Source organism: Myxococcales bacterium, from assembly GCA_016720545.1.
Taxonomy (GTDB): Bacteria; Myxococcota_A; Polyangia; order Polyangiales; family Polyangiaceae; genus JAAFHV01.
The window spans coordinates 1-12,164 of sequence record JADKKK010000022.1; the positions used below are offsets into that span (position 1 = coordinate 1).

The following is a 12,164-nucleotide window of genomic DNA, read 5'->3' on the forward strand; positions in this document are numbered from 1 at the left end:
ACCGAAGAGCGACACGCCAGCACCGGGCTCGTCCGCCACGATGTGGCGGCGGGAATCGCCTCGACGCCGACGCCGCCCGCGTCGATGCAGCAGCTGGAGAAGAGCTGGGTTCCAGGCCTGCACCTCGTGGGTGGCTGCGTCCGATCTCCTGCTGGAGAAGAGCCCCAGGACTCGACATCGCGACGGGCGCGCGCCCGGAGGACGTGCGGCAGCTGTTCCGCAACTGCCGCATCATCCAGACTGGCGTTCCGGCTCGCGCACGTGCTCTTCGGCAGCGGCAAGATCATCGGGGTCGCCACCTTCCGGCAGAAGCCGCAGGAGGTCGACGGACAACCCCGCGGGGACCTGCTCATCCGCAACGACAACGTCTTCAGCGAGGCCCACGAAGACGCGCGCTGCGACGTGATTCCACAATCAACGCGCTGTTTTACGTACCTCGAGCGGCGCCAGGTGCTCGACTGGTGCGGCAGGATGAACGACATCCGCGGCAAGGTCATTCGCACGATCGGCGAGCCCACGGTTCGTTTTCCGCGAAGACCCCGTACGCATCCTCCGCGCGGTGAAGTTCTCGGCGCGCCTCGACGTGGGCATCGTCCCCGGGGTGTACGGGGCGCTCGTGAACGGCCGGGAAGAAGGCTCAGCCGCGCTGCGCCGCCACGCATCTTCAGAGAGGTGTCGCGGCTGCTCCGCGGCGGCGCCGCGCACCGCTCGATATGACTCCTAGGAGCTCGGTGGCATGTCCGTGCTCTGCCAGAGGCTCTCGGCGTTTCTCGACGACGAAGGGGGCAACGGGGGCGCAGGTCAACGATTCGTCGCCCGCATACGCGCCATCGACCGGGTGGTTCGCGGGCGGGGTACCCCCGACGACCTCGCGATGTGGTGCGCGCTGCTCCAGCAGGCCTCGCCGAGCACGTGTCCGGCGTGCGGGACACGCGCTCCGCGACCACCGGGTTCCTCTCGATCTCATCGCCGAGCGCATCGCCATGCCCGCCGCATCGCCGACGGCGACCGCCGCATCACCGCGCTCCTGCAGAAGCTCTACCCGCAGGACGCCTGAGTCAGGTGGGGCGCACCGAGCTCGCGGGCCGCGCTCGACGCCCCTCGAGAACCGAGCTTCACGCGCGCGGAGCCTCCACGGCCGCGCTCGCCCATGCGGGCCGAGCTGGCGAAACAAGCCCCGGTGCCGGTCGTGCACACGCGGCCCGCAGGCCGACGCCCGGCAAAACGCTGACCTCGTGAGCCCGTGGAACGCCCCGCTCAGCGCTTCTTGGAGACGGAGCGCCTGGCGAAAGCCGTTCCGGATCGCGCCGACGGGCTCCGAGGCTCGCGTGGATGCGATCGGCGAGGGCGCGGTGGTCAACGTCGTTCGCGTCGAGGCGAAACGCTCTCTGGATGGCGTCGCGGGCGTCGGCGTGGCGCTTAGCCCGCAGAGGCAGCGCGGTGGCTCGGACAGCGTGGGTCGCGCCGGCACTCGCCCCTCGAGCGCGCACGCGCTACGATCAGCTGGCCTGCGCAGGCCTCGGTAGGAGGCGCCCGAGCGCGACGTGGACCCGCGACGAGGCTCTCGATGTGCGCAGGGTGGCCCCGGGGCTCTTCGCGAGCGCGAGCTCCAGCGCCGCGCGCACGCTCCCAACGCTCGCGGCGGCGCTCGACAGACCGAGTGCAGTGGGCCAGTCCACCGCGTCCTCGCTTGCGAGCGCCCGCGCTCACTCGGTCGAAACAGCGAAGGCTCGTCTCAGGTCTGGAGTCGGGGCCTCGCGCACGACCTCCTCCAACTCACGCGCGGTCTGAGGGTGATCAGGCGCGAAGCGCGCGCGGCCCGGACCTCGGCGGCCAGGGCGCTGTCGGGCCCAGAGGCCTCGACTCGCGAGAGACGCGCGCGCGCCGACTCGTCGAGCCCGAGGCTCGAGCACCTGGCGCGGGGGAGGTGAAAACTCGGCCCACGGGTCGGGTCCGTCGCGGACGACCCGCTCAGCGAGGAACGGCGCAAGCACCCGCGCGCTCGACGCCGCGGAGAACACGCTGCCAGACGCGAGCCGCCATAGAGGCGGAGGCGTCCGACGGAGGACGTCGACCGGGACTCCCTCGACCGCGCACGCGCGAACGCGACCTCCTCAAGCGGCGCGGGGTCCAGCTGCGAGCCCCCTCGAGGGCGACAAAGGCGCGGCGGGCCCCAGCGCCCGCTCAGGGCCTCGGAGAAGCGCGCCCGCGCCCGTCAGGCTCGCCTCGCGCGAAGGCCAGGGCGCCCTCGCTCGGTGAACAACGACGGCTCAGTGGGCACCGCGCGAGCCCCGATCGATCGCCTCTTCCGCGCCGGCGAGATCTCCGCGACCCGCGGCGCGCCCTCGCTAACGAGGGAGCGCGTACAGGCGCGACCTCTCGGGAGTGAGTCTCGAGGGCCCGCAAGGACGTGCGCCTCAACCGCGTCATCAGTCGCCGCGCGGTGGCGGAGGGCCGCGGCGACCTCACGCGCAGATCGGGGTGGGTCGGCGCGTCCGTCGATCTCCCACTCAGTCGAGCGCAGCAGGCGGCGGCGACCTTCGTGTCGGTCGGCTGCGCCAGCACGGCGTCGAGCGCCACCGAGGCGAGAGCGCGAGGCCGACAGGCGCGCGCCGGGCGCGTCAACGACCGCGCGGCCGAGGTGGAGCGACGCGGCGAACCGGTCGTGGGGGCCCGCCACGGAAAGTTGTGCAGAATACACCTCTCTGCGCCGGAACACGCCCTCGAGCGCCTCCAGTCGAGGCTCCGCAGGATCGGCTAACTGCGAGGCCCCGCCAGAGGAAGATCTTCGCGGAGGGCGGCTCGACCGCGCGCAGGACGCTGGCGCCCGCGGTCTCCGCGTCGAGGCCTGACCTCTTCGCTCGGCGCGGCGGCGCCGGTGGGCTGCGTCGAACGCGACGAGCTGGAGGTGACCGCGACCATCAGGCAGGGGCTCGAGCACACCGGTGAGCACCACGCTGGCCCGCTCGCCCTCGCTGGGGGCACGGCCCGACAGCTCGCGCCACGTGGCCGGGCGAGACAGGCGCCCGCTCCACCGCGCGGACCTCGGCGCCGGGCTCCCGCGTGACTTAGCAGCTGCGCAGGGCGACGCTCTCCTCGACCGCGCGAAGATGTGTGGATCAGGCGGCGAGGCCGCCCGGATCACGCGCCTCCTCCGGCACGGCGAACGGCACCACCACGGCGCGGACCCGGCTGACTCGACGCGCTCGCCTCTGCGGCCGTGGGAGCGCTCGCCATGCGACCATAGTTGCCGAGGCGGCGCGGCTTCACAAGCCCAGGGGTCTCGCGCGGCGCGTCGAGGCGCGCGCTCGCCAGGTGGGTGGTAACCTGAGGATGGGACGCCGCGCTCCCACGCTCCCCCGCTTTACTCTGCCGCAGGCGCGCCGAGGTCAGTGCCGCTGGCCGAGCGCGCGTGCGGCCGACGCGACTGAAGACTACGTAAGGCCAAGAGCACCTCTTCGCGCCGGGCAAGCCGCTCGCGCGGGCGATCGCGAGCGATCGGGTGCCGTCGATGGTGCTTTGGGGGCCGCCGGGCGTGGGCAAGACCTCGCTCGGGCGCGTGATCGCCTCACGCACGCAGGCGTCGTTCGTCTTGTTCAGCGCCGTGCTCAGCAGCCTCGCCGAGCTCCGCGAGATCGTCGCCCGCGCGAAAGAAGACCAGGCCTACCGCGGCGCGCGACCCTGGTCTTCGTCGACGAAATCCACCGCTTCAACAAGGCTCAGCAGGACGCGTTCTTGCCGCACGTAGAGGCCGGCACGCTCACGCTCGTGGGGGCCACGACCGAGAACCCCGCCTTCGCGGTGAACGCGGCGCTGCTCTCCCGGTGCAAGGTGGTGAGGCTCGAGCCGCTCACCGAGGCGAGCCTCGTGTCCTTGCTCGAGCGGGCGCTCCGCGAGCCGACCGGCCTCGGGGGCCGCGGGCTCACGACGGACCCGGAGGTGCTCGGCGCCCTCGCGCGAGCGGCGAGGGGCGACGCGCGACGCGCGCTCTCGGTCCTCGAGTCCATCGCGGAGGACGCCCTCGCCAGGGAAGGCGGCGCTCGATCTCACCGATCTCGCTGGCTTCGACGAGCGCGCGCCCTCCTCCACGACAAGAACGGCGACGCCCACTACGACATCGCGAGCGCGTTCATCAAGTCGATGCGGGGCTCCGATCCCGACGCGGCGGTCTACTACCTGATGCGCCTCGTCGAGGGCGGGCGACGACCCGCTGTTCCTCTTGCGCCGCATGCTCATCTTCGCCAGCGAGGACGTGGGCAACGCCGATCCGCGCGCGCTGGTGGTGGTCACCTCCGCCGACTCCTCCTTCCGGCGGCTTGGGCCCCCGGAGGGCCTCTCCCCGCTCGCCCACGCTGCGCTCTACCTCGCCCTGCGCCCCCAAGTCGGACGCGGTGGGCCGGGCGTTCTCCCGGGCGCGGGCCTCATCGAGGAGCACGGGGCCCTGCCGGTGCCGAAGCGCCTCCGCAACCCGTGAGCTCTCTCGCCCGGGCGGAGGGGCATGGCGACGGATACCGCAACCCGCACGACGCCGGCCCGGGGCCGGGTGCGGGGCACGAGTCGTACCTGCCGGACGCGCTGACCGGCGAGCCGCTCTACGAGCCCACCTCGCACGGCGAGGAGGCCCGCATGGCGGCGCGGGTCGCGGCGCTCAGAGCAGCGAAATAGCTGAGCGATTGTAGTCACTTGCGAAGCCTTCGCGGTCACGCCCCGGGGCGCTCGCCGCGAGATCCTTGGGTGTGGGGCGGCAGTCGTGGGAAAATGCGGGAATGTCGGATCCTGACGTGGTCCCCGCGCTCGTCGCGCTGGGGTTTAGCCTGAACGGTCCCGCGCGTACGCGGCGCTCCTCAGGAGAGCCCGTCCACGGGGTACGAGGTCGGCGTGCGGGCCCAAATCCCGCGCTCGGCGGTGTACGGCGTGCTCCGCCGCCTGGTGAAGGCGGGCGCCGCGCGGTCGATCGCGGGCACGCCGGAGCGCCTTCGCCCCGAGCCCGGCCGAGGACGTCGTCCACGTGCTCCGCAAGCGGTTCGACGCGTCGGTCGAGCAGCTCGAGGCGGCGATCGCCCGGATGGACACGGCGCCCTCGGTGCCCGACGCCTTCAGCGTGCGTGGCTACGAGCGCATCCTCGAAGAGGCCGAGCGCCTCGTCCGCGGCGCCCAAGACCGCCTCGTGCTGAGCGGCTGGCCGCGCGAGCTCGCCGCCCTCGTCCCGGAGCTGAAGGCGGCCGTGAAGCGGAAGGTGTACGTCGTGGTGTTCTCGCACGCGGCGCTCCCCCCGATGCCCGGGGAGCTCTTCTCGTACAACCTCGACGAGCGCGACCTCGAGGAGTTCTGGAAGCACCGGCTCGTGGTGGTCGCCGACGACCGCGCGAGCCTCGTCAGGCCCACCGAGCGACTCCCCGACCGACAGCGCCGTGCTGAGCGAGACGGCGGCCATCGCCGAGATCGCGACGAGCCAGGTCGCGCTCGACATCACGCTGCTCTGCCAGCGCAGCGAGCGCAGCACCGAAGAGGTCATGGCCCGGATGCTGGGTGCACGGGTAGGGCGCCTCGACACGCTCACGCAGCGCCGGGGGGCGTAGTGGCCGGCGCGCCCAGCCACCCGCCGCTGCGCTCCGCGCTGGCGGTCGACCCCTACGCCGACCTGCTGCGCGACACGCGAGGGCTGCGGCGCGAACAGTCCGTGCAGCGCGAGGCGTGGCTCGCGGGGCTCAAGGTGGAGGGCAAAGAGGCCCTGCTCTTCGAGCTCGAGGCGCTCCTGAAGGGGCTCGCGTGTTTCGCAAACCCACGGAATCACCCGGGCAATCCACGAAGGAGCGCGTCGGTCGTCACCAGCGACTACCACGGCCCCACGGGGTCGTTCGCGAGGCGCTGGCCGGGTCGTCGCGCTCTGCAAGGTGCTGCTCCGGCGCGCAAGAGCGCGCGTTCGTGTTCCAGCGCTACCTGGAGACGGTGCTCCCCGACGACGGCGCGCGCACCCGCCTCGTCCGCGCCGCGCAGGCCAAGACACGCCCGAGGAGTTCTCTTCCAGCTCCGCCACGCCATGACGAACCTGCTCGAGGTCGCGGGCGGCATCTGCCGGCTCTCGCGCGTGCCGTTCCGCACGTTCTTCGCCATGCTCGGCGTCGCCCACAGCGAGATCTCGTCGTCGGCGTTCTTCAACCCGCTCTCGGCGCTCGAGTTTCGCCCGGAGTTCGATCGCATCACCAACGTTCACCTGCTCGAGCTCACGCGGCAGGTGGGGACGAGCGCGCGGCGCCTCGTCGCGCTCACCATGTTGGCGTTCTTCCGCATGCTCAAGTACCTCGATCTGCTGGAGACGCGCTCGGCGAGCGGCACGGTCTACCTCGTGCTCAGCGTGCTGCGCTCCGACGCCCGGGCGCTCACGAGCCACCTCAGCAAGCGGGCTGGGCCACTGCTCGCCGAGGGCTACGGGCGCTGCTCCTGCGGCGCCCCGCGAACGAGCTCGGCGCGCTTCGATCGCCTCCGCGAGGAGAGGCATCGCCTCATCCAGCTCAAGGCGGCCTTCGGGGCATCGCCGCCAACCTCCGGCTCGAGCTCCGACGCGCGTTCGAGCACGAGCTGCCCGCGCCCGGACGCCGACCACCGAGGCGGAGCTGCAGGTGGCCGTGCGGCGCGTCATCGCTCACGCTGCGACCGGCGCTCCAGAACGCGATCCTCGTGCTCGGCAAAGTGCTGGGCGAGCGCCTCGACGAGCACGGCGTCTTCGACGACGCGCAGGCGCGGCGCGCGCTGTCCGAGCGGCTTCGTCGGGACGTGTGGATGTTCGCTCCAGATCCTGCGGGCCTTCGGCGCGAAGGCGCGCGCCCTGCCGGACACCGAGGAGCGCTGGGCGGGCGCGTCGTCGCTCCAGTTCGTGCGCGAGTTCCTCTCGTACTTCCAGGCGATGGGCTACCCGCTCTTTGCCAGGCCGACTACCCGCGGTTCGACGTATTCATCGAGGCGCTGTCCGCGCTGCGCGAGTCCGACCTCACGAGCCCGGAGCGTCTCGACGACGCGGTCGCCGGGAGGCCGAGGAGTTCACGTTCTTCCTGAGCGACCTCTTCGAGCGCATCTCGGCGCGGAAGAGCTACGCGACCAGCCGTTCGATCGCCGGGCGGCCGCCATGGCCCTGCGACTCTACCTCGGCGAGTAGCCGAATTCCCCACAACCGACCCGATATACCGACACCAGCGCACTCCGGGCCCTCCGCGCCCGCGTGTGGCACAAGGGGGCGCAGAACGGCACAAAGGGCGCAAACCGCTCGCGGTGCGCCCTTCGTTCCGGGGACCGTCCTCCTCGGCGTCGCTGAGTGGGGACGAACCCGAATCTGCGACAGAGTAGCTGACGGTCTCTACCTCACTCCTCGCCGTCGTCCGAGGGGGCGGCCGCGGGGGGCGCCATCGACTTCGGGGCCTTCTTGGCAGGGGCCTTCTTGGCAGGGGCCTTCTTGACGGCCAGCTTCTTAGCGGCTGCCTTCTTGGCAGGGGCCTTCTTGACGGGCCAGCTTCTTGGCAGCTGCCTTCTTTGGGGAGGCCTTCTTGGCGGCCGGCTTCTTGGCAGCGGCCTTCTTCGCCGGCTTCTTCGCCGCCGGCTTCTTCGCGGCAGCCTTGGGGCCGCCTTCTTCGCGGTCTTGGGGGCCGCCTTCTTGACTGTCTTCGTCGTCGCCTTCTTCGCCGCCGGCGCCTTCTTGGCAGCGGCCTTCTTCTTTGCAGCCATACTGAATCCCTCCTGTTGAGGATGTACGTGACCTATATGGTCAGCTACGTCACTGGTTATATGGTCACCTACGTCAGTTGTCAAACGATAAAAAACTTTGCTGGTTGACAGGGCCGACCTGGTGCGCCATGGCGACCCCTCTAGCGGACATCTGTGAATCATAACCGTTTGTTATCGCACGTGTTTCTCCGGATTCTCGGTGTGTTTTTCGGGCTTTTTTGGCGCTTCGATACACGCGAATCACAATGTTTGATCGAAACATGGTTTTTCGCCCAAATGGCACTCGAGCGGATTTTTCGACCGGCTTGACGGGTCGCGCGGCCCTCCGTACCGTCGTCGACGCAGCGCGCGTGAGCGACGCGCGACCCAAAGGAGGCTCCCCTTGTCTACGATGCGCACGAGTTGGTTGGTGGCGGTTGGGCTCGCTTCGGTGATGAGCTCGGGGATGACTGTCGGCTGCGGCCACAGCGACGAAGAGATGGCCGCCAAGCAGCGAGAGATCGACAAGCTCGCGGCCGACATGACCGCCGCGAAGGACCAAATGGCCCAGGACCAGGCCCGCTACAACGCGGCCCAGGCCGAGATCGCGAAGATGAAGGAGCAGCTCGCCGGGACGAGCAGCGAGCTGTCCGGCACGAAGGCCGACGCCGCGAAGCTCGCGGCCGCGCTGAAGGACTACAAGGAGCGCGCCGACCGCCTCGCGGTCATCGAGGAGCGCTTCCGCCTCCTGCGCACGAAGCTCGACAAGCTGAACTCGATCGGCCTCAAGGTGGTCGTCCGCGGCAACCGCATGGTCATCCAGCTGCCGGGCGACATCCTCTTCGAGTCGGGGAAGGACGCCCTCAAGCCGCAGGGCCGCGAGGCGCTCGCGCAGGTCGCCGAGATCGTCCGCGCCGACAAGGACCTCGCGAGCCGCTACTTCGTCGTGGCCGGCCACACCGACAACGCCAAGTACGGCGCGGCCCCTTCCACGACAACTGGGGCCTCTCGCTCGCCCGCTCGCGGCAGGTCCTCCTCTTCCTCGTCAGCCCGCTCGGCAAGAAGCCGACGGACGGCGGCGGTCTCGACACGCAGCGCTGGGCCGCGGCGGGCTACGGCGACACCGATCCCCAAGAGGGCACGATCGCCGCGCAGACCCGCGAGCAAATGCAGAAGAACCGTCGCGTCGAGCTCGTCGTTCAGCCGAACGTCGAGGAAATGCTGAACCTCAGCAACATTCGCTGACGAGCACCGACAGAACCTTCGAGACAGCGAGCAGGGAGCGCGAGGAGAGCCACGAGATGAGCAAGCCCGCGCCCTCGCCGCCGCCCGCCGCGCCTCCCGCGCCTCGGAAGGTGGCAGCCGTGGACATCGGCACCAACACGGTGCTCCTCCTCATCGCCGAGCGCGACGCCGACGGGAGCCCGCACGCGGTGGAGGAGCGGGCCACGATCACCCGACTCGGCCAGGGCGTGGACGCGACACGCAGGCTCGCGCCGGAGGCCGTCGCGCGCACGGTCGCGTGCCTGGAGGACTACGCGCAGGCCGTGAAGGCGTTGGGCGCCGACGGCGTGCGCGTGGTGGGCACCAGCGCCATGCGCGACGCCGCGGGCAGCGAGCGGCTCGTGGCGAGGGTGCGCGAGCTCTTCGGCGTGGAGGCGCAGGTCCTCACGGGCGACGAGGAGGCCGAGCTCACCTTTCGCGGCGCGCTCTCGGGCCTGCGCGGGCTCTCGGAGGTCGGCGCGGGCGAGGTCACCGTGTTCGACATCGGAGGAGGGAGCACCGAGATCGTCACCGCCGCGCCACGGCAGCTCGCGCAGCCCGCGCGCTTCGCGCACAGCTACGACGTCGGCTCGGTGCGCCTCACCGAGCGGCTCGCCCCGTTCGATGAGCCGCTCTCTCGCAGCGACCGGGCACGCCTTCGCAGCGCGGCCGTCGAGGCGCTGGCGGGAGCGCCCAGGCTCGCGCCCGGCGAGGTGCCCGTGGGCATCGCGGGCACGGTCACCACGCTCGCGGCGGCGCATCTCGGCATGGAAGTGTACGACGGCGCGCGTGTGCACGGCGTGCGGCTCGGGGTGGACGAGGTCGAGGCCGTGGTCGAGCGGCTGGCGGGGCTCACGCTGGCCGAGCGCAAGCGGGTCCCCGGATCGCGCCGGCGCGCGCCGACGTCATCGTGGCGGGCGGGTACGTGGTGCTCGCGGTGCTCGAGAGGCTAGGCGCCTCGACCCTGCAGGTCTCCGACCGCGGCGTGCGCTGGGGGCTCGCGCAGGCGCTGCTCGGCTAGAGCCGACAGAGACGCGACGGTGGACGCGCGCGGCCCCTTGGTGGACACTTCCGACGTGCGCCACTCGCCTTCTTCGTGGGTCTTCCTCGCGCTCGCGGGGCTCGCGTGCCTTCCAGGGGCGCTCGGGTGCGGTGGCGCGGCCGGCGGACGCGAGCCAGCGGCCGCCCGCAGAGCGCAGGGAGCGGACGAAGCGCCACGCACGATCGAAGAGGCCCAGGCCGCGATCACGCGGGCGCGCGCCGAGATCGATCGCGCGGGGCGTCCCGCGCCGGGCGCCGCGCCGGAGCCCGCGCAGCCGGCGGTGCCCACCGCGCCCGCGCCTCCACACGCGGAGCGTCCGGCCGCGCCGAGCGCAGGAGCAGACGCGGGATGCGCCTCGCCCTGCCGAGCCCTCGCGTCCATGCGGCGCGCCGTGGGCGCCCTCTGCGAGCTGACGGGCAGCGAGGACCTTCGGTGCGTCGAGGCGACCCGCACGCTCGGCGAGAGCGAGGCCCGCGTCGGGCCCTGCGATTGCCGCTGAACGTCCAGTGCCCCGAAGGGGCGAACCTAGGTCGATGGCGAGCCCGAGCCGAAGGCGCGGTGTCGCCATGAACGCGCACACAAATTTGGCCCGTCAATCGGAATCCACATAAGCGAGGGGGACGCGGAAAGCCGGCCCTCGCAGTGCGCGAGGGGGAGCCGCTCGTTCGTCCCCGGAGGATTCGATGAGCTCACAGACCGATCGACGCGCGCCCGACGCCACGCGCATTCCCTTCGACGCGATGGTCGAGGTTGGCGGCGCGCAAGGCCCGTCCTTCGAGGCGCAGGCGCTGAATGTATCCCCGACCGGCATCGCCCTCCGCGCGGGATACCTCCCGCGGTGGGGCAGCCGCTCACTTGCCAATTCGAGACCGAGAGCGGCGAGTCCGTGCTCGCGGCCGGCCAGGTCACCTGGTGCCAAGACGGGCCCGACGGCGGCGAGTTCGGCCTCTCGTTCGGCCAGCTCGACGCGCAGTCGCTCGCCACGCTGTCGCGCCTGCTTCCCGCCGGCGACGCGACGGATCCTGGCGCCGCCGCCCCGCGCGTTCCGGTCGGCCGCGTGCGGCTGCACATCGACGGCCTCGGCGCGCCCATGCGCGCGCGGGTGCGCGACGCCTCCTCGGCGAAGGTCACGACCACCAGCGATCTCGGGTACTTGACCGCGGGCAAGCTGCTCGAGCTCGAGGACGCCGAGACCGGCGACAAGCGCCCGGCGCGCATCCAGCGCGTGGAGGTCGAGACCAACGAGGCCCACGTCCCCCAGCTCGTGGTGACGATGAAATACCAGGACGCGGCGACCGCCAGCGAGGCTCAGCGAGCCCGTCGCGGCGCCCCGGCGCCGAACGGCCGAGGCCGAAGACGAGAGCGACGGCGACTCGAACGGCATGAAGCACGAGTTCGGCGAGCGCGCGAAGGGCGTGGCGAGCACGGTGGGCGCAGGCCTGAAGAAGCTCGGGCCCGCCATCGGCGCCGCGCTGCTCCGCGCGAAGACCGCCGCGGGCATGCTGGCGCAGAAGCGCAAGGCCGACGCGAGCGACGAGGCGCCCGCGCGCCGCACCACGGCGCCCGCGCCGGGCGGTGCGCTCCACTCCGCCGGCCGCAAGGTCGTCCGCGGGAGCGCGAGCGCGACGACGAGCCCGAGGCGCCGCCCGCACCCAAGCTCGACAAGCGAAAGCTCGGCATCGCCGGCGCGGTCGGCGTCGCGCTGATTCTCGGCCTCGTGGCGATGCGCAAGCCCCACGAGCCGGCGCCGCTCGCCGCTGCCCCGGCCGAGCCCGTCGCCTCGGCGGCCGCGGTCGCCCCGCTCCGGTCGCCCCGGCCCTCCGCCCGCCGCGGCCCCCGCGGCCCCCGCGGCCCGCCGATCGTAGCCGCGGCCGCGCAGCCCAGCGTCGGCGAGGCGAGCCCTGCGCTAGGCGCCGAAGACGAAGAGACGACCCCGGAAAGAAGGGCAAGCCCAAGCCCTTCTCGAACGGCCCCGTCGCGCACGGGACGGTGCTCAAGCTCAAGATGGACGGCCCCATCGAGCGCCTGCAGGGGCCCCGCAGCCCACGGGCTTCACGGTCGTCCTTCCGCACCGCCGATCCTCGAGGCCGCCTCGCCCCTCGCCGCCAGGACCCGCGCATCGCGGGGATCCGCATCGCCAACGACGGCGGCGGCGCCGAGCTGA

8 protein-coding genes and 6 pseudogenes are annotated in these 12,164 nt (G+C 72.0%); 11 read left to right on the forward strand and 3 right to left on the reverse strand.

The window, feature by feature from the left end:
• Together IPQ09_25200 and IPQ09_25205 are read left to right on the forward strand one after the other, a co-directional pair.
• On the forward strand, nt 1-563 hold a 563-nt coding region (locus IPQ09_25200; GenBank protein MBL0197467.1), incomplete at its 5' end, for a hypothetical protein.
• Nucleotides 564-736: 173 nt separating this feature from the next.
• On the forward strand, nt 737-1,057 hold the full coding sequence (locus tag IPQ09_25205; protein ID MBL0197468.1) for a hypothetical protein: 321 nt from the start codon (nt 737-739) through the stop codon (nt 1,055-1,057).
• Between the two features lie 442 nt (nt 1,058-1,499).
• Here IPQ09_25205 and IPQ09_25210 read toward each other — a convergent pair whose 3' ends face one another.
• Nucleotides 1,500-1,679 (reverse strand): hypothetical protein, encoded by a 180-nt coding sequence (locus tag IPQ09_25210; GenBank protein ID MBL0197469.1) that lies wholly within the window; start codon nt 1,677-1,679, stop codon nt 1,500-1,502.
• 731 nt (nt 1,680-2,410) lie between these two features.
• Between IPQ09_25210 and IPQ09_25215 the strand changes: the two genes are divergently transcribed.
• The 5 genes and pseudogenes from IPQ09_25215 to IPQ09_25235 all read left to right on the forward strand — a co-directional run bounded on the left by IPQ09_25215 (nt 2,411) and on the right by IPQ09_25235 (nt 7,153).
• Nucleotides 2,411-2,761, forward strand: coding sequence for a hypothetical protein (locus IPQ09_25215; GenBank protein ID MBL0197470.1), 351 nt, complete (start codon nt 2,411-2,413; stop codon nt 2,759-2,761).
• Between the two features lie 651 nt (nt 2,762-3,412).
• Nucleotides 3,413-4,665: pseudogene (locus IPQ09_25220) on the forward strand (replication-associated recombination protein A).
• A 213-nt stretch (nt 4,666-4,878) separates the two neighbouring features.
• A pseudogene (locus IPQ09_25225) lies at nt 4,879-4,983 on the forward strand (hypothetical protein).
• A gap of 82 nt (nt 4,984-5,065) precedes the next feature.
• Nucleotides 5,066-5,401, forward strand: a pseudogene (locus tag IPQ09_25230) (hypothetical protein).
• Nucleotides 5,402-5,578: 177 nt separating this feature from the next.
• Nucleotides 5,579-7,153: pseudogene (locus IPQ09_25235) on the forward strand (hypothetical protein).
• 203 nt (nt 7,154-7,356) lie between these two features.
• On the opposite strand, the gene IPQ09_25240 reads toward IPQ09_25235, so the two are convergent.
• On the reverse strand, nt 7,357-7,716 hold the full coding sequence (locus tag IPQ09_25240) for a hypothetical protein (protein ID MBL0197471.1): 360 nt from the start codon (nt 7,714-7,716) through the stop codon (nt 7,357-7,359).
• A gap of 391 nt (nt 7,717-8,107) precedes the next feature.
• On the opposite strand from IPQ09_25240, the pseudogene IPQ09_25245 reads away from it, so the two are divergent.
• Nucleotides 8,108-8,940 (forward strand): annotated as a pseudogene (locus tag IPQ09_25245) (OmpA family protein).
• On the opposite strand, the gene IPQ09_25250 reads toward IPQ09_25245, so the two are convergent.
• Complete coding sequence (locus IPQ09_25250) at nt 8,924-9,067, reverse strand: hypothetical protein (protein MBL0197472.1); 144 nt, start codon at nt 9,065-9,067, stop codon at nt 8,924-8,926. The pseudogene IPQ09_25245 and the gene IPQ09_25250 overlap by 17 nt on opposite strands.
• On the opposite strand from IPQ09_25250, the pseudogene IPQ09_25255 reads away from it, so the two are divergent.
• The 3 genes and pseudogenes from IPQ09_25255 to IPQ09_25265 all read left to right on the forward strand — a co-directional run bounded on the left by IPQ09_25255 (nt 8,997) and on the right by IPQ09_25265 (nt 12,164).
• Nucleotides 8,997-9,979 (forward strand): annotated as a pseudogene (locus tag IPQ09_25255) (Ppx/GppA family phosphatase). The gene IPQ09_25250 and the pseudogene IPQ09_25255 overlap by 71 nt on opposite strands.
• A gap of 55 nt (nt 9,980-10,034) precedes the next feature.
• On the forward strand, nt 10,035-10,499 hold the full coding sequence (locus tag IPQ09_25260; protein ID MBL0197473.1) for a hypothetical protein: 465 nt from the start codon (nt 10,035-10,037) through the stop codon (nt 10,497-10,499).
• 339 nt (nt 10,500-10,838) lie between these two features.
• Nucleotides 10,839-12,164, forward strand: coding sequence for a PilZ domain-containing protein (locus tag IPQ09_25265; protein MBL0197474.1), 1,326 nt, complete (start codon nt 10,839-10,841; stop codon nt 12,162-12,164).

What these genes read in the sequence shown, in the direction of transcription:
- IPQ09_25250 (MBL0197472.1), bottom strand. Translation starts at nt 9,067, where the DNA reads ATGTCCACGGCTGCCACCTTCCGAGGCGCGGGAGGCGCGGCGGGCGGC.
- IPQ09_25205 (MBL0197468.1), top strand. Translation starts at nt 737, where the DNA reads ATGTCCGTGCTCTGCCAGAGGCTCTCGGCGTTTCTCGACGACGAAGGG.
- IPQ09_25240 (MBL0197471.1), bottom strand. Translation starts at nt 7,716, where the DNA reads ATGGCTGCAAAGAAGAAGGCCGCTGCCAAGAAGGCGCCGGCGGCGAAG.